Here is a 15,079-nt window from a genome sequence, read left to right as displayed (position 1 = left end):
TCCGGCGCCGGGCGGGAGCAGCCCGTCGTGCGGTCGCGTCAGTCGTCGCCCACCGTCAGCGTCACCCGGTCACCGGCAAACCAAGTCCGCCCGAACTCGATCGGCACACCCTGCAAATCGTCTGAGATCCCCGTGGTGCGCAGGATCGGCGCACCTTCCGATGTGCGCAGGTGCAGGGCTTGCGTTGCGGTTGCAAGCTTTGCGGTGATCCGGGTTTCGCGACGGGTATAGTCCTCGACGCCGCAGGCTTTCAGCGCGGCGGTGATAGACTCATGCGCCTCCAGAGCCTCCATGATGCCGGGCAAGCGGTCTGCCGGAAACACCGTCCGCGCCAATGCGACCGGATGGTCATCCGCGTAGGACAACCCCTCGTAAACCACCACCGGCGCCCCGGGCTCCAGATCCAGGGCATCGGCTTCGCGCCCATCGGCGGCCAGCACCTCCAGCCGCAGCACTTTCTTGCTTGGCGCGCGGCCCGCGCGGCGGATGTTCTGGTGAAAGCGAATGCGCTTGCCGACCGGATAGTCAGTGGGTTTCGCCGCCACAAACACGCCCGCACCCCGGCGCGCATGCACCAGACCCTGCTGCGCCATATCCGCCAGCGCCCGGCGCACCGTGTGGCGATTGACGCCAAAACGCTCGGCCAGCTGTGCCTCTGCGGGCAGCTTGGTGCCGGTGTCGTAGCGCCCCTGGGCGATGTCATCGGTCAGGGTGATGGTGATCGACTTCCAGACCGGAGTGCGAGAGGGGGATTTTGCCATGTCATCAAACCTTCACGATCAGGTGGCTTGCGCCGCTGAGGGCGACTCATGTAGTATTTGTCTAGTTGTATAGGACATGTAGACAATCCTGCCAAGGGGCGACCAGAGACATGACACAAGAAATAGCGCCAGAGGCACGCAAAGGCTGGATGAGCCTTTTGGCCTCGGCAGCGGAGGGCCGCCTTGTCGCGCTCTTCGACACATTGGAGGCGCAGCCTGACCACGACTGGCTGCGCGCGCCGGAAACCGGCGGCGTGATGGTGCGGGGGCGGACCGGCGGCACCGGCGCGCCTTTCAACCTCGGGGAAATGACGGTGACTCGCTGCACGCTCAAGATTGCCGACGGCACCGTCGGGCATGGTTATGTGCAGGGTCGCAGCAAGCGGCAGGCGGAACTGGCCGCCAAGCTGGACGCGATGATGCAGACCGAAGCCGCTGCCGAGGTCGAGGACAAGATCCTGACGCCACTGCGCCAGGAGAAAGCTGCCGCCCGCGACGCCCGCGCCGCCAAGGCCGCCGCGACCAAGGTTGATTTCTTCACCATGGTGCGAGGAGAGGACTGATGACCCAACTCGATATCTATTCCGGCGGTTTTTCCGATCCCGCAGTGGCCGCGGCGCATGGCTTTCGGGCCGCGATGGACGTAATGGCGCGTCCGGGTGAGATCCGCACCCTGACCGGCGGCGAAGCGCCAGAGGGCCTCGGCGTCGCGGCCGCCAGCCTGCTGCTGACCCTGTGTGATCCGGAAACCGGCATTTATCTGGCGACGGATGTGGACAGCGCGGGCTTGCGCGGCTGGCTGACCTTTCACACCGGCGCGCCGATTGTCCCCGCAGCGGAGGCGGATTTTGCCGTTGGCGGCTGGGCCGCACTGATGCCGATCGATCAATACCGCATCGGCACCTCGGAATACCCGGACCGCTCCGCCACGCTGGTGGTTGAGGGGGGCGATTTGGCCGCCCCGAATGCGCGTCTCACCGGGCCTGGCATCAAGGACAGCGCCCAGATGTACCTGCCCGACGTGGCCCTGATGCAGCGCAATTCCATGCTCTACCCGCTTGGGGTGGATTTCTTTTTCACATCCGGATCGCAAGTGGCTGCCCTGCCACGGTCGAGCCAGATCCAGTCGGAGGGCTAAGCGCATGTATGTAGCCGTAAAAGGTGGCGAACGCGCCATCGACAATGCCCATGCCTGGCTGGCGGAGGAGCGCCGTGGCGACACTTCCGTCGCCGAGCTGTCACTGGCCCAGATCCGCGAGCAGCTGAAGCTGGCGGTGAACCGCGTGATGGCCGAAGGCTCGCTCTATGATCCCGACCTTGCGGCGCTGGCGATCAAGCAATCGCGCGGTGATCTGATCGAGGCGATTTTCCTGATCCGCGCCTATCGCACCACGCTGCCACGCTTTGGCACCTCACAGCCCGTGGAGACCGCCGACATGGCCTGCGACCGTCGCGTCTCGGCCACCTTCAAGGACGTGCCCGGCGGGCAGGTGCTTGGCCCGACATTCGACTACACCCACCGGCTGCTGGATTTCAAACTGGCCGCCGAAGGAGAGCTACCCGAGGCCCCCAGTGGCACACCACGCCGCGAGCCGACCCCGCATGTGACCAGCTTCCTGCGCGGCGAGGACATCATCGAGGAACAGCCAGACAGCGATGCCACGCCCAAGGATATCACGCGCGAGCCGATGTCCTTCCCGGCGGATCGCGCCACCCGTTTGCAGACTCTGACCCGGGGCGACGAGGGGTTCATCCTCGGCATGGCCTATTCCACCCAGCGGGGCTATGCGCGCAACCACGCCTTTGTGGGCGAGCTGCGCATCGGCTCCGTCGCGGTGGAGATGGACATCCCCGAGCTGGGCTTTGCCATCGAGATCGGCGAGGTGGAGCTGACGGAATGCGAGACGGTGAACCAGTTCAAGGGCTCCAAGACCGAGCCGCCGCAGTTCACCCGGGGCTATGGTCTGGTGTTTGGCCAGACCGAGCGCAAGGCGATTGCCATGGCGCTGGTGGACCGGGCGCTGCGCTGGCGCGAGCTGGGTGAGGACGACGTCGGCGCCGCCGCGCAGGACGAGGAATTTGTCCTCAGCCATTGCGACAACATCCAGGCGACCGGCTTTCTCGAACATATCAAGCTGCCGCATTACGTGGATTTCCAGTCCGAACTGGAACTGGTGCGCAAGCTGCGCCGCGAGGCCGAGGCCGCGCGCACTGAGGCCCAGCAAGCGCGGGAGGCGGCGGAATGAAGCACTCCATCATGAGGGCAGAGACTGCCTGGGCGGGCGTGCATGTGCCTGCCGGGGGGCAGGCAGGCGCAGCCCGGGCCGCAAGCGCCCCGGGCGAGAGAGCCGCACCCTTGTTCACCCATTCCCGATCCCTTCGAGCGACCGAAAGGACTCGATATGTCTGACTACAACTTTGCCTACCTCGACGAGCAGACCAAGCGGATGATCCGTCGCGCGATCCTCAAGGGGCTTGCCATACCCGGCTATCAGGTGCCCTTTGCCAGTCGCGAGATGCCCATGCCCTACGGCTGGGGCACCGGCGGCGTGCAGGTTTCCGCCGCGGCGCTGACGCCGGATGATACCCTCAAGGTGATCGACCAGGGCGCGGATGACACCACCAATGCGGTCTCCATCCGCAAGTTCTTTGAACGCACCGCCGGCGTGGCGACGACGGAGGAGACCGAAAAGGCCTCGATCATCCAGACCCGCCACCGCATCCCGGAAGCCACCCTGCGCGACGACCAGATCATCGTCTATCAGGTTCCGATCCCCGAACCCCTGCGCTTTCTGGAACCGCGCGAGACGGAGACCCGCAAGATGCATGCGCTGGAAGAATACGGCCTCATGCATGTGAAGCTCTATGAGGACATCAGCCAACATGGCTCCATCGCCACCTCCTATGCCTATCCGGTGAAGGTGGAAGGGCGCTATGTCATGGATCCGTCTCCCATTCCGAAATTCGACAACCCCAAGATGGAAATGGCCGCGATCCAGCTCTTTGGTGCGGGGCGGGAGCAGCGTATCTACGCGGTTCCCCCCTACACCAAAGTGGTCTCCCTCGATTTCGAGGACTACCCGTTTGAAGCCACCAAGGCCGACCATGCCTGCGATCTCTGCGCCGCCGAGGACAGCTATCTCGACGAGGTCATCATGGATGATGCAGGGGGGCGGATGTTTGTCTGTTCCGACACTGATTATTGCCGCGCGCGGCGCGAGGAGGGCCATGTGGGCCGTCTTGGCTCCGACGCACCCCTCACCACCGGACCGGAGGCCGCGTGATGCAATCTCTTTTGCAAGTCAACAACATCCAGAAGATGTACGGCCACCGGATCGGGTGCACCGATGTCTCATTTGATCTCTATCCGGGCGAAGTCATGGGTATCGTGGGCGAGTCGGGCTCCGGCAAATCCACGCTGCTGAACTGCCTTGCCGGGCATCTGGAGCCGGACGCGGGCGAGGTGATCTTTGACACCCGTGATCGCGGCCCGGTCGATACCGTCACCATGTCGGAGCCCGAGCGCCGCATGCTCAGCCGCACCGACTGGGCCTTTGTGCACCAGCACGCCCGCGACGGGCTGCGCATGTCGGTTTCGGCGGGTGGCAACATTGGCGAGCGGCTGATGGCCGTGGGCGACCGCCACTATGGTCAGATCCGCGACCGCGCCGTCGACTGGCTCGACCGGGTGGAGATCGAGGAGAGCCGGGTGGACGACCGCCCCACGGCGTTCTCCGGCGGTATGCAGCAGCGTCTGCAGATTGCCCGCAACCTGGTGACCGGCCCGCGTCTGGTGTTCATGGACGAACCCACCGGTGGGCTTGATGTCTCCGTACAGGCGCGACTGTTGGACCTGCTGCGCGGATTGGTGCGCGAAATGGGGCTGTCGGCGATCATCGTTACCCATGACCTCGCCGTGGTACGCCTGTTGGCGGATCGCCTGATGGTGATGAAATCCGGCCATGTGGTGGAAACCGGCCTCACGGATCAGGTGCTTGATGATCCGCAACACGCCTATACTCAGCTTCTGGTCTCGTCCGTGCTGCAGGTGTGAGCAATGTTCCGTGCCTGCGCGATGATACAAGTTGCACGCGACAGCATTCTCTTCTTCCGTTGGAAAGGCTGGCTATGACCGCTTCTCACACTCCCATGATCGACATTCAAAATGTCTGCAAAAGCTTCACCCTGCACAATCAGGGCAGCGCCACCATTCCGGTGATGGAGGGCGCGACGCTCTCTGTCAGCCCTGGCGAATGCGTCGGGCTGGTCGGCGCCTCGGGCGCGGGCAAATCGACCCTCATGCGGCTCATTTACGGCAATTACCTCGCGGCCTCCGGTCATATCCTGATCGGCGGGCTGGATGTGGCGCAGGCCGAGCCGCGTGAAATCCTGGAACTGCGCCGCAAGACGCTGGGCTACGTCAGTCAGTTCCTGCGGGTGGTGCCACGGGTCTCCACGCTGGATGTGGTGGCAGAGCCGCTGCTGTCCGTCGGCACCCCGGTGGAAAAGGCGCGCGACCGCGCCGCATCGCTGCTGGCGCAGCTCAATATCCCCGAGCGTCTGTGGAGCCTCAGTCCCACCACCTTCTCCGGCGGGGAACAGCAGCGGGTGAACATCGCGCGCGGATTTGCCTATGACTATCCGGCGATGCTCTTGGACGAGCCCACCGCCAGCCTCGATGCGCAGAACCGCGCCACCGTGCTGGGCCTGATCGAGACCGCCAAGGCACGCGGTGCGGCGATCATCGGCATCTTCCACGACGAGTCCGCGCGCGAACAGGTCTGTGATCGGTTCATTGATGTGTCGGCCTTCTCTCCCAAGGTCGCCGCATGAGCGTGTCTGCCGACATCAGCCCCGCCAAAGGACCGGTGATCGCGGTTGTCGGCCCTTCGGGTGTCGGCAAGGACAGCGTGATGAGCGGCCTTGCGGTCGCCGATCCACGCCTGCGCAGCATGCGCCGCGTCATCACCCGCGCGCCCGACGCGGGTGGTGAAGACTATCAACCGGTGTCCGAGACCGAATTCGAAGCGCTGGTGCAGGCGGATGTTTTTGCCTTGCACTGGCGCGCGCATGGGCTGCGGTACGGCATCCCGCGCGACATCGAGAAACTGCGCATTGGCGCGTCCGGCGTGCTGGTGAACCTGTCGCGTGCGGTGCTTCTGCAGGCGCAGGAGGTGTTTGACGACTTTCGCGTGATCTCCGTCACCGCCGACCCGGAGGTGCTGGCGCAGCGCTTGGCCGGTCGCGGGCGCGAGGATGCCGAGGAGGTGCAGCGCCGTCTGGCCCGCGCCAGCCTCGCTCTGCCGGACGGGCTGCGACAGGTCTATGAGGTGGACAACAGTGGCGCGCTTTGTGCCGCCATTGTCCAGGCTCAGGCGATCATTCAGGCCGAGAGGGCATAGCGTTGGATCAGGTGAAAGCGCCCATCCTCTGCCTCGCCCATCAGTGCCAAGTCGTTGATCACGAAGGGCTGAGGCAAAAGCGGCGCCAGCTCGGACGCGAGGTAATCCTCGACCGCGGGAAGATCGCCCTTCGGCAATTTTCCGGTGAGGGTGATGTGAAAGCGGAACTGGTCCAGCACGTAGGGGTAGCCCCATTCGACAAGGTTTGTGTCCTGCTCGGCACTGAGGCCCGCCGCGCGGCGTTTCGCGACCTCGCCCTCTGGTGCCGGCGCGCGAAAGGCATCCAGCTCGGTCACGCAGGCCGCTGCCAGTGCGTTCAGGGCGGTGACGTCCCCAACCGGGCGCAGCGCCAAAAACCGGCCCAGCCGGTCGATCTGCAACCCGTCCAGCGTGACGGGCGTACGGGTGGCTGCCAGCGCGGCGCAGGCGGCGCGCAACTGCGCCTCATCGGTGCCCGTCGCCAGACGCATCGGCGGTTTCATCGTCGCATGCAGCCCGTATTTGCGCGGCGTTGCGGTGATTGCCGCCACATCCAATGCACCGGCCTCGGGGGGGGCGGCCTCACGGCCCGCTTCCATATCCCAACCGAGCCAGCCGGTTGCCCATTTGCTCCAACCCGCATCGGCGGGCGGAGCGTAGTAAATCGCGTATCGCGTAAATGTCACATTGGCCTCCTAAGACGTGGGCCTTCTCTAGCTCGAAAGACGTGAAATTCAGATGACACAAGAGTTGATCCTTGCCAATGCCACGCTGATCCTTGCCGGTGAAACCCGCAGGGGCAGTGTCAAAATCACCGATGGCCTGATCGCCGAGATCGCCGATGGCAGCGCCGTGCCCACCGGGGCGATGGACCTGGAGGGGGATTACCTCAGCCCCGGCCTGATCGAGCTGCACACAGACAATCTGGAGCGCCATATCGAGCCGCGCCCCGGTGTCGACTGGTCCCATGCTGCGGCATTGGTGGCGCATGATGCGGAGCTGGCCTCCACCGGTATCACCACCGTATTTGATGCCATGCGCGTCGGGTCCATCCCGAGCGGCAAGGGGCGCTATGTGAAATATGCCCGCCAGTTGGCGACCGAGATGCTGGAGCTGCGCGCCAGGGACATGCTGAAGATCAGTCACTTCCTGCATTTGCGCGCAGAGGTCTGCTCGGAAACCCTGGCCGAGGAGCTGTCTGAATTCACCGACGAGGATCGTGTTGGCCTGGTCAGCCTGATGGACCACACGCCAGGCCAGCGCCAGTTCCGCGACATCGCCAAGCTGGAGCAATATGTAAAGTCCAAGCGCGGCATGTCCGATGAGGAGTTCATCACCCATGTGGCCAACCTGAAGGACCTGCGCGCCCGTTTCGGCGATGCGCATGAGGCCGCCACCGTGGCCGAGGCAGCACGCTTTGGCGCGGTACTGGCCAGCCATGACGACACCACCGCCGAGCAGGTCGCGACCTCGGCCGGTCACGGCATCCGTCTGGCCGAGTTCCCCACTACGGTGGAGGCCGCACGTGCCTGCCACGCGCATGGTATTGCGGTGATGATGGGCGCGCCGAACCTCATGCGGGGGGGATCCCACTCCGGCAATGTTGCGGCGAAAGAGCTGGCGGAGCTGGAACTTCTGGACATCGTGTCGTCGGATTACATCCCGGCAGCGCAGCTGCAGGCAGCGGTGAAGCTGGGCGAAATCTGGGGTGATCTGGCCCGTGGTATGGCGACGGTGACCTCGGCTCCGGCGGCCGCGGTCGGGTTGACGGATCGCGGTGTGCTGGAAGTCGGCAAGCGCGCCGATCTGATCCGCTTTGCCATTGGCGACGGCACCCCGATGCCGCGCGCGGTACTGTCTCGCGGTCAACGCATCGCCTGATCCTGCGGGATCGGCGGGCTGCAAAGCGGAGCGCGTCCCCCAAAAGGGGCCGCGCGCAGTGTTGGTAGTTTGGAAAGCCGCCAGGCGACGCTTTGGTCGCGTATGAAGGGCCTTGTTGCGGTGACGCTAGATATCAGCGCGCGTCGGTCTGGTTACGCCCATAAAAAGTATCAGACATGCTGCCGCATTGTTTCGCGTGCGAAACAATGCGGCAGTCAGATTGACCTGTCCTGGGTGTTGCGTTTCGGCGCAGAGGGAGCACTCCCGCCCCTTTATGGTTGAGGCAGAGCCTCCCCCAAAAGCGTTGGGCCGAGCGGGGGCCGCGCCTGCGGCGCGGCCCCCGCTCCCCCGCGATTTGCAAAGCAAAGTGCAAAACCTGAGAGCCGCGACAGCGGCTCTCCTTTGAGGTTGAAAGTGGGTGAGTTCGAAAATAGGCGAGTGCGAAGGTGGGCTTCGAAGGGCCGGTGCGTTTAGCCGGCGCGATAGAACATGTAGCGGCCTTCGGGAATGCCCGCCGGTCCGTCGACCTCGGTGAAGCCCACCAGCGGCTGGCCGGAGATGATCAGACCGCCCGTTGCCATCACCTGAGAAAGCGCTGGCGACAGTTTCGCCGCCTCGGCCACGTCCTTCTCCTTGACGCCAAAGCCCAGATCGTAATGCGCCAGCGCCAGACGGTGTCCGCCCTCGGCCAGTCGGGCCAGCATCGGCTCCGCTTCGCCTTGCAGGAAGTTCTCCTCCGGCGGCACGCAGGATGGATGGCATTGCAGCACCCGGTCGATGACCCAGATGCGCCGTTCGGCCAGAACCTCGCGCAGGTGGTCATAGGTGCGCCCGTTGCCCAGTCCGAGGTCGAGCACATCACCGGCAACGTCGGAAATCGCCTCCGCAGCCCAATTGAGCCCGTCGCGTTGGGCGGTGAGGCGGCGCAGCATGCTGTCCAGTCGGCTCATCTCAGCTGATCCTTTCGTTGAAGCGCCAGGGATGCGCGGGACCGGCCAGCAGGCGGGTCAGGAGGGTTTCGCAGAACTCCCACACCTGATCATCATGCACAAGGTGATGTGTCAGCAGGCCCAGCGGCTCTGCGCGATCCTGCGTACCGGCGCGCCGGGCCTCAAGGTGTGCCACCAGCCGCGCGAGGATCTCATCTTCGGCGGCCAGACCCCGGCTGCCCTTCCAGTCGATCGGGTCCACATGAGTGTTGATCTGCATCAGCCCCGGCGCAGCCTGCACCCGTTTGCGCGGTCCATAGGTGGAGAGCGCGGCAAAGCCCAGGCCCGCCAGCCAGGGCAGCATCGCGGGCGAGATCCGGTTCCAGGGCGGTACGAACATCGGCTGCAGGGAGGCTCCGAACAGCTGTTTCAGCCGCTCCATGCCGTCTTCGGCATCCGCAAGCGCCTGATCCACTGGCCGGGTGCTCGGAAATTCGCATTTCTTCTTATCGGCACCGGCGTGGTTTTGATGGGCCCAGCCATGCACCACCGGCACCAGATGGCTCGATTGCTGCACGGATGACACAAGATCACCCACCGCGCCTTCGGGGATCACCGCAAGATGCACCGGCAGATCAAGCTGCGTGGCCAGGGCCTCCAGCCGGACCAGCGCGTCGCTGGGGGCGATCGCATCGTCATCCCGCCACCAGAGCGGCAGGCGCAGGTCCTGCGCGGTCCAGTGTTCCAGCTCCGCGTCCAGCGCGTTCCAGCCGTGTGTCATCCGATCTCCCCCGTTTGCGCTCAAGCGCGCTGCCTCCCCAGCAGCGATGCCGCAATCTCCACGCTGCGGCGCGCCCCGTCAAATTCAAACCCGTCAAGGCTGCGTTGCGTGTCCTGCATGACTTGGTGCAGGGCGGCGCAGAGGCGATCCGGGGTGAGGGTAGCGGCGGGTTCGACCGCAAAGCCGGGCAGGGGAGCGAGGCTTCGGGCGCGCAGGGATTGCTCTACCTCCTTGCCCGCATCAAAGGGCACCAGCACCGCAGGGGTGCCCGATTGCAGCAGGTCGAGGGTGGTGTTGTAACCGCACATGCTGACCGAGGCCGCTGCATGGGGCAGCATGGCGCGGAAATCGGGGCGGGCCGGTTCCAGAAGGGCGGGCGAGTTTGGGTCCGATAGCTGAGTGATGCGCGTCGCCGCATCTGATCCGCCGACCAGAATGCGCCAGATATGGTCCGGCATCGCCTTGGCCGCCTGTACCGCGCAGGCATAGAGCGCATCCCCCACGCCGCCGCCACCGGCGCTGACGAGAATCTCCCCCTTGCCGGCGCCCTCCGGATGGGGCGTGGCAGCCGGGGGCGCAACATAGCCGGTGTAGTGCACCTTGCCCGCCAGCAGGTCGGAAACCGGCCAGCTGGTGTCCAGCGTGGTGGCTTTTGGGTCCGAATGCACCAGCACGCCGTCGTAGTAGGCTGCGATCATGGCGTCTGCGTCCTCGGCCTTTTTCGGCTTTGAGGGCGGGGCAAGAATGTCACGGATCGAGGACAGCACCAAGGGGCGGCGGGGCAGGTCCTTGGCGGCCTCCAGCAGGGCGCGGAATTCAGCGCGCAAGGAGCGGCGGCCGAAGGGATAGAGTTCGGTGATCAGCACATCCGGCTGCAACGCTTGCAGCAGGGTATTCAGGTGATTGCGGCGAGCGCTGTGGTAGGCGTCATCGGCCACGGCGCCGTCCTTGTCCAGCAGGCGGGCGAAGTCCACGCCGTCAGAGCGCAGCGGCGGCAATTGTTCGAAGGCAAGCCCGTGGGTGGAGAGTTGCGGTGCGGGGAAGCCGCCAGAGGCGACGGTGACGTGATGGCCAGTCTCGACAAAGGCCCGCCCCAGCGTCAGCGCGCGGGACAGATGGCCGGTGCCCAACAGATGCGTGACAACGATCAGGACATTCATGACGTGCGCTTTTCCAACCTGACGGGCTCGTGCCAGGGGGTCAGCACGGCCCCGTCGACCTCCACCACGAACAACCGGTTGCGTTTGACCTGAAACGGCGCCGGGCCGTCGAAATTCCAGCTATGGGCGCGGGCGAGGATCATACGCATGATGCCGATATGACAGACCGCGACGCTGTCGCGCTCCAGGCAGGCGATCCAAGGGCTTAGACGGTCCCAGACCTCCGCCGGGGTTTCGCCGCCGGGGGGGCGATAGTCCCAGCCCCAGTATTCGATGTCGCGAAAGCCGCTGCCTGGGTCGGCGCGCAGGCGGGTTCCGTGCTGGCCCTCCCAGTCGCCCCAGTTCATCTCGATCAGGGCGGGAGAGGTGCGCGGGGCACGGCCCGTGACCAGACGTGCGGTCTCTTCGGCGCGCTGCAGCGGGCTGGACCAGAGGTCGGCCTCTTGCCAGTCCTTGGGCAGGGCCTGGGCGGCCAGTTCCGCGCGGGCAGTGTCATCCAGCGCGATGTCGCTGCGGCCCTGGATGCGCCCGGCGCGATTCCAGGCGGTATGGCCATGGCGCAGGAGAGCGAGGCGGATCATGCCGGATGATCCAGCAGCGGCGTCAGCGCTGACCACAGCGTGTCGCGTGCGGCGGGTCTGAGGTGGCGCGTGGCGATATGATCCCGCGCCCGCCGCCCCAGATCGGCGCGCCCTGCTGCGCTGTCGAGAAGGCGCGCAACCTCCTCCGCCAGCGCCCCCGCACCGGCGTGCGGGGCGGGGTAGGCGCCGGGCAGCAGCACGTCGCGCAGGCCGGGGCGGTCCTGCGCCACCGCCGGCAGCCCGTGCGATTGGGCTTCGAGATAGACCATTCCGTAGGCCTCATTGACACCGGGCCATAGGAACAGCGAAGCGCTGCTGTAGGCCTCTGCCATGGCCGCGGCATCGAGCTGACCGAGGAAGCGCACGCGATCGCCAAAGGGGGCGACAAGCGCCTCGACCTCGGCGCGCGCGGGGCCGTCGCCCGCAATTTGGAGTTGCCAGTCGACCGCGCGCCCTGTTGATGCCTTGGCATCAAGTTGGCGCAGTGTCTCGGCGATAAGCGCATAAGAGGCCAGCTTGTCCCCCTGCCGCATCATCCCCGCCGCCAGCATCGGCCCGTCCAGCGTGCCGGGGTCTGGCAGATCGCTGCGCGACAGGAAGGGGCGCAAATGTACCAGCTGCTGATCCCCGGCGCGATCCCGTTCCAGCGTTTCGCGGTCCTGATCGGTCAGGTAGAAGATCACCGCCGCCTGATCCGCGGCCGCATGGGCGGCCTGGGCAAATTCGGCCCACGGCCCGATCAGCCGTTTGGCCGCGCGGGTGCTTTCGATCTGGACGTAAGGGATGTCGCGGGCGGCGGCCACGACGGGGCCGATCAGGTCGGGCGCCTTGTAGTAATTGTGATAGGTGACCCAGAGGTCGATCCGGGGCAGTTCCTCGACCAGGCGGCCCACCTCATCGGCGGCGCGCTGTTGCAGGATCTGCTGGTGGACCGGGTCGCCAAGCTTGTCGTGCAGGCGCAGGTCAGAGGCCAGCACGACCTCCGCGCCGCCCTCCTGCAGCAGCCGCATCAGGCTGCGGCCCATGGCCCGATCACCGGAGGGCGTGGCGTGGCTGGGGGCCTTCATCGGCGCGTAGAAGGCAACGCGGTGCTGTGTCATTCTGCGGTCCCGAGCATGGCCGACAGGCGCGTGTTCAGCTGCGCGATGCCGGGGGGCATGGTGAACTCCGCACGCAGGCGCGCCAATGCGGCATCCGCCATGCGGGTTGCCTCTTCCGGGGCGTGGGCAAAGCGCAGCATGGCATCGGCAAGGGCGGCGGGCGCGTCATCGGACAACAGCCCATGGGTGCCGCTTTCGATGAACTCCGGGATGGCGGAGACCGGGGTGGAGAGGATCGCCAGCCCCTGCGAGGCGGCCTCCATCAGCACGTTCGGCAGCCCGTCGCGGTCGCCATCGGCAGCCACGCGAGAGGGCAGCACAAAGAGATCGGCGGCGCGCATGGCGGCGATCACCTCGGGCTGGTCGCAGGCACCGCGCCAGGTGATGCGGTCCGCAACACCTGCATCCTCGGCCATGCCCTGCAACAGATCCCTCAGGCCGCCGCCACCGATATGGGTCCAGTGCCAGTCCAGGTCTGCGGGTAGCAGCGCCAGCGCGGCGATCAGCCGGTCAAAGCCCTTTTTCTCCACCAGCCGCCCCACCGACATCATATGAAACGGGGCATCGGGCGTGCGCGGGATACGCTGCGGCGGCGCGGGAAAGCGGGACAGGTCGAGGCCGTGATAGATCAGGTCCACCGGGGTCCCGTCGGAGAGGTCCTGCAGGTGTTTTGCACCAAAGCCGGTGCAGGTGGCACCGAAGGCTGCACCATGGGTCTCGGTCTTGAGCTTTTCACGCAGCTCCCATTCGGGCGAGGTCCAGATGTCCTTGGCATGCGCGGCAAAGCTCCACGGCAGGCCGCGCATGATGGCGGCGTAGCGCGCCACGGAGGACGGCGTGTGCAGGAAATGCGCGTAAAGACCACGGACCTCGGCGGGCAGTTCGCAGGCCAGCACGCAGGCCTGACCAAAGCGGCGAATGCGGTTGTGGCTGGGATCGCGCCGCAAATCCGCGCGCCAGACCGCGTAAGCGGTCGCATAGCCGGGCAGGGTGCGCGCAGTTTCTCGCGCGCGGGCGACGCGGGCGGGGGCATCGTGCAGATATTCCGGCAGGTAGTGTACCGGCGCCTGCAGGCGGTCGTGCAGCGGATGGGTCTTGGTGTCGGTGGGATGGCGTAACGACCAGATTTCAAAGGGTTGGCCAGCCTCTTCGAGCGCCACCAGCTCCTGGGCGATGAACGTCTCGGACAGGCGCGGCCAGCCCTTGACCAGCACGGCAAGCGCCGGGCGATGTGATGTCATTCTGCGGCCTCACGCGGCAATTGGTGCAAGAGAGTGTCGACGCGCCCGGTCACGTAGTCGAGCCCGTCCAGAAGCCCGTCGGAGATCGCCTGCGACGGGCGGGGTTGCCGCTCCAGCGCACGAATGGCACCGATCATGGCCTGCGGCGTCCAGCCGTCGCGGGTTTCGTCAAGCATGGTGACAAGTCCCAGTTCTTCGGCGCGGCTGGCGCGGATCCATTGTTCGAGACGCGGCGTTGTGCGCGGCACGATCACCGCCGGTTTGTCGAACGAGAGAACCTCGCAAAAGGTATTGTAGCCGCCCATGCAGATCACCCCCTGCGCGCCTGCGAAGAGCGTTTCGATCTCGCTCTCGAAGCCGACGGCGGTGACGCGCCCGTCCAGTGCGGCCACACGATCCTCGAAGGCCGCGCGTGTCTCGCCGGACAGGAACGGCCCGTAGACCAGCACCGCGCGCGGCATCAGATCGGGGTCACGTTCGTAGGCGGAAATCGCAAGGTCCACCATCATGGCGCCATCGCCACCGCCGCCCGGAGTGATCAGGACATAAGGTCGCTCGGGCGGTTCGCCCACGGTGCCAAGATCGCGGCGCAGGTATCCGGTCCAGTGCATCCGCGCCTGAGCCGCCGCGCTCAGATCAAGCCCGGCGGTGGGGTCGTAGACATCGCGCAGCCCGTACACCCAGATTTCATCGTAGAATTGTTCCGCCGCCGCCAGGGCGCCCTTGCGATCCCATTCGGCGCTGAGCACCTCGGGTTCGTCCAGCACGTCGCGCAGGCCGAGCACCAGCTTGGCCTTGCCCTGCTGTTGCAGCAGTTCAAGCGTGGGCAGCAGCTCGCCGCGAAAGCCGCAGGGTTCCTTGTCCACGACGAGGATGTCCGGGGCAAACTGTTCGGCGGTGGAGCGGATCAGCCCGGCACGCAGTTCGGTGGTTTCCTCGATATTCATGCCCATGGTGCGGCTGGCGTAGGACCCATCGGAGCGTTTGATGACGCCGGGTAGACGCATGTGATCGACCCGGTTCGGGAAAGCAAAGCGCCCCGCCACCGGCGAGCCGGTCAGGATCATCGCAGAGGCGGTGCGATCCGCAGAGGTGATCGCGGCGGCCAGGGCACGAGAGCGGCGCAGATGTCCCAGCCCGAAGGTGTCGTGGCTGTAGAACAGGATGCGCGGTCCGCGTCCCGAGGGGCCCAATCGGGCGGGGGTGCTGGCGCTCATAGGGGGACTCGCTTGCAAGTGGGGGCCGGGCGTGGTGATGGGCGGTG

At 65.9% G+C, this 15,079-nt stretch carries 17 protein-coding genes; 8 read left to right on the top strand and 9 right to left on the bottom strand.

Annotated elements, in window-relative coordinates:
- Window positions 1-38: 38 nt before the first annotated feature.
- Window positions 39-761 (bottom strand): phosphonate metabolism transcriptional regulator PhnF, encoded by a 723-nt coding sequence (gene phnF, locus R1T40_RS12385; RefSeq protein WP_106161814.1) that lies wholly within the window; start codon window positions 759-761, stop codon window positions 39-41.
- Between the two features lie 110 nt (window positions 762-871).
- Between phnF and phnG the strand changes: the two genes are divergently transcribed.
- The 7 genes from phnG (at window position 872) to phnN (ending at window position 6,163) form a co-directional block, all read left to right on the top strand.
- Window positions 872-1,324: a phosphonate C-P lyase system protein PhnG gene (gene phnG, locus R1T40_RS12380; RefSeq protein WP_106161816.1), complete on the top strand. Its 453-nt coding sequence runs from the start codon at window positions 872-874 to the stop codon at window positions 1,322-1,324.
- A complete protein-coding gene (gene phnH, locus R1T40_RS12375; protein WP_317384338.1) occupies window positions 1,324-1,899 on the top strand; it encodes a phosphonate C-P lyase system protein PhnH in 576 nt (191 codons plus the stop codon). Before phnG ends, phnH begins: the two co-directional genes overlap by 1 nt.
- A 4-nt stretch (window positions 1,900-1,903) precedes the next feature.
- Window positions 1,904-3,007, top strand: coding sequence for a carbon-phosphorus lyase complex subunit PhnI (locus tag R1T40_RS12370; protein WP_317384337.1), 1,104 nt, complete (start codon window positions 1,904-1,906; stop codon window positions 3,005-3,007).
- Window positions 3,008-3,163: 156 nt separating this feature from the next.
- A complete protein-coding gene (locus tag R1T40_RS12365; protein ID WP_317384336.1) occupies window positions 3,164-4,045 on the top strand; it encodes an alpha-D-ribose 1-methylphosphonate 5-phosphate C-P-lyase PhnJ in 882 nt (293 codons plus the stop codon).
- Window positions 4,045-4,815, top strand: coding sequence for a phosphonate C-P lyase system protein PhnK (phnK, locus tag R1T40_RS12360; protein WP_106161824.1), 771 nt, complete (start codon window positions 4,045-4,047; stop codon window positions 4,813-4,815). Before R1T40_RS12365 ends, phnK begins: the two co-directional genes overlap by 1 nt.
- Window positions 4,816-4,889: 74 nt before the next feature.
- Window positions 4,890-5,594: a phosphonate C-P lyase system protein PhnL gene (gene phnL / locus R1T40_RS12355; RefSeq protein ID WP_394804989.1), complete on the top strand. Its 705-nt coding sequence runs from the start codon at window positions 4,890-4,892 to the stop codon at window positions 5,592-5,594.
- Window positions 5,591-6,163 (top strand): phosphonate metabolism protein/1,5-bisphosphokinase (PRPP-forming) PhnN, encoded by a 573-nt coding sequence (gene phnN / locus R1T40_RS12350; protein ID WP_317384335.1) that lies wholly within the window; start codon window positions 5,591-5,593, stop codon window positions 6,161-6,163. Before phnL ends, phnN begins: the two co-directional genes overlap by 4 nt.
- Here phnN and R1T40_RS12345 read toward each other — a convergent pair.
- Complete coding sequence (locus R1T40_RS12345) at window positions 6,145-6,828, bottom strand: DUF1045 domain-containing protein (RefSeq protein WP_317384334.1); 684 nt, start codon at window positions 6,826-6,828, stop codon at window positions 6,145-6,147. The two genes, phnN and R1T40_RS12345, sit on opposite strands and share 19 nt — an antisense overlap.
- Window positions 6,829-6,880: 52 nt before the next feature.
- On the opposite strand from R1T40_RS12345, the gene R1T40_RS12340 reads away from it, so the two are divergent.
- Window positions 6,881-8,023, top strand: a complete 1,143-nt coding sequence (locus tag R1T40_RS12340) for an alpha-D-ribose 1-methylphosphonate 5-triphosphate diphosphatase (protein ID WP_317384333.1) — start codon at window positions 6,881-6,883, stop codon at window positions 8,021-8,023.
- 470 nt (window positions 8,024-8,493) lie between these two features.
- Here the strand turns inward: R1T40_RS12340 and R1T40_RS12335 are convergent, their stop codons facing one another.
- From R1T40_RS12335 to R1T40_RS12305, 7 genes are read right to left on the bottom strand one after another with little or no spacing between them, the layout of a single operon-like run.
- Complete coding sequence (locus R1T40_RS12335; RefSeq protein WP_317384332.1) at window positions 8,494-8,973, bottom strand: class I SAM-dependent methyltransferase; 480 nt, start codon at window positions 8,971-8,973, stop codon at window positions 8,494-8,496.
- A 1-nt stretch (window position 8,974) separates the two neighbouring features.
- Window positions 8,975-9,733 carry a polysaccharide deacetylase family protein gene (locus R1T40_RS12330; RefSeq protein ID WP_317384331.1) on the bottom strand — a complete coding sequence of 253 codons (759 nt, stop codon included), beginning with the start codon at window positions 9,731-9,733 and terminating at the stop codon, window positions 8,975-8,977.
- 20 nt (window positions 9,734-9,753) lie between these two features.
- Complete coding sequence (locus R1T40_RS12325; protein ID WP_317384330.1) at window positions 9,754-10,893, bottom strand: glycosyltransferase family protein; 1,140 nt, start codon at window positions 10,891-10,893, stop codon at window positions 9,754-9,756.
- Window positions 10,890-11,474: a histidine phosphatase family protein gene (locus R1T40_RS12320; protein WP_317384329.1), complete on the bottom strand. Its 585-nt coding sequence runs from the start codon at window positions 11,472-11,474 to the stop codon at window positions 10,890-10,892. Before R1T40_RS12320 ends, R1T40_RS12325 begins: the two co-directional genes overlap by 4 nt.
- Window positions 11,471-12,574, bottom strand: a complete 1,104-nt coding sequence (locus R1T40_RS12315) for a glycosyltransferase family 4 protein (RefSeq protein WP_317384328.1) — start codon at window positions 12,572-12,574, stop codon at window positions 11,471-11,473. Before R1T40_RS12315 ends, R1T40_RS12320 begins: the two co-directional genes overlap by 4 nt.
- Window positions 12,571-13,815 carry a glycosyltransferase gene (locus R1T40_RS12310; protein ID WP_317384327.1) on the bottom strand — a complete coding sequence of 415 codons (1,245 nt, stop codon included), beginning with the start codon at window positions 13,813-13,815 and terminating at the stop codon, window positions 12,571-12,573. The genes R1T40_RS12315 and R1T40_RS12310 overlap by 4 nt, the downstream gene beginning before the upstream one ends.
- Window positions 13,812-15,032, bottom strand: coding sequence for a glycosyltransferase family protein (locus R1T40_RS12305; RefSeq protein ID WP_317384326.1), 1,221 nt, complete (start codon window positions 15,030-15,032; stop codon window positions 13,812-13,814). The genes R1T40_RS12310 and R1T40_RS12305 overlap by 4 nt, the downstream gene beginning before the upstream one ends.
- Window positions 15,033-15,079: the final 47 nt, after the last annotated feature.

Origin of the sequence: Tritonibacter scottomollicae, from assembly GCF_032924845.1 — a bacterium.
GTDB classification, from domain to species: Bacteria; Pseudomonadota; Alphaproteobacteria; order Rhodobacterales; family Rhodobacteraceae; genus Epibacterium; species Epibacterium scottomollicae.
Note: the sequence above shows the minus strand (reverse complement) of the source record. Positions and strands in the feature narration are given on the sequence as shown.

What these genes read in the sequence shown, in the direction of transcription:
- phnF (WP_106161814.1), bottom strand. Translation starts at nt 761, where the DNA reads ATGGCAAAATCCCCCTCTCGCACTCCGGTCTGGAAGTCGATCACCATC.
- phnG (WP_106161816.1), top strand. Translation starts at nt 872, where the DNA reads ATGACACAAGAAATAGCGCCAGAGGCACGCAAAGGCTGGATGAGCCTT.
- phnH (WP_317384338.1), top strand. Translation starts at nt 1,324, where the DNA reads ATGACCCAACTCGATATCTATTCCGGCGGTTTTTCCGATCCCGCAGTG.
- R1T40_RS12370 (WP_317384337.1), top strand. Translation starts at nt 1,904, where the DNA reads ATGTATGTAGCCGTAAAAGGTGGCGAACGCGCCATCGACAATGCCCAT.
- R1T40_RS12365 (WP_317384336.1), top strand. Translation starts at nt 3,164, where the DNA reads ATGTCTGACTACAACTTTGCCTACCTCGACGAGCAGACCAAGCGGATG.
- phnK (WP_106161824.1), top strand. Translation starts at nt 4,045, where the DNA reads ATGCAATCTCTTTTGCAAGTCAACAACATCCAGAAGATGTACGGCCAC.
- phnL (WP_394804989.1), top strand. Translation starts at nt 4,890, where the DNA reads ATGACCGCTTCTCACACTCCCATGATCGACATTCAAAATGTCTGCAAA.
- phnN (WP_317384335.1), top strand. Translation starts at nt 5,591, where the DNA reads ATGAGCGTGTCTGCCGACATCAGCCCCGCCAAAGGACCGGTGATCGCG.
- R1T40_RS12340 (WP_317384333.1), top strand. Translation starts at nt 6,881, where the DNA reads ATGACACAAGAGTTGATCCTTGCCAATGCCACGCTGATCCTTGCCGGT.
- R1T40_RS12335 (WP_317384332.1), bottom strand. Translation starts at nt 8,973, where the DNA reads ATGAGCCGACTGGACAGCATGCTGCGCCGCCTCACCGCCCAACGCGAC.
- R1T40_RS12330 (WP_317384331.1), bottom strand. Translation starts at nt 9,733, where the DNA reads ATGACACACGGCTGGAACGCGCTGGACGCGGAGCTGGAACACTGGACC.
- R1T40_RS12325 (WP_317384330.1), bottom strand. Translation starts at nt 10,893, where the DNA reads ATGAATGTCCTGATCGTTGTCACGCATCTGTTGGGCACCGGCCATCTG.
- R1T40_RS12320 (WP_317384329.1), bottom strand. Translation starts at nt 11,474, where the DNA reads ATGATCCGCCTCGCTCTCCTGCGCCATGGCCATACCGCCTGGAATCGC.
- R1T40_RS12315 (WP_317384328.1), bottom strand. Translation starts at nt 12,574, where the DNA reads ATGACACAGCACCGCGTTGCCTTCTACGCGCCGATGAAGGCCCCCAGC.
- R1T40_RS12310 (WP_317384327.1), bottom strand. Translation starts at nt 13,815, where the DNA reads ATGACATCACATCGCCCGGCGCTTGCCGTGCTGGTCAAGGGCTGGCCG.
- R1T40_RS12305 (WP_317384326.1), bottom strand. Translation starts at nt 15,032, where the DNA reads ATGAGCGCCAGCACCCCCGCCCGATTGGGCCCCTCGGGACGCGGACCG.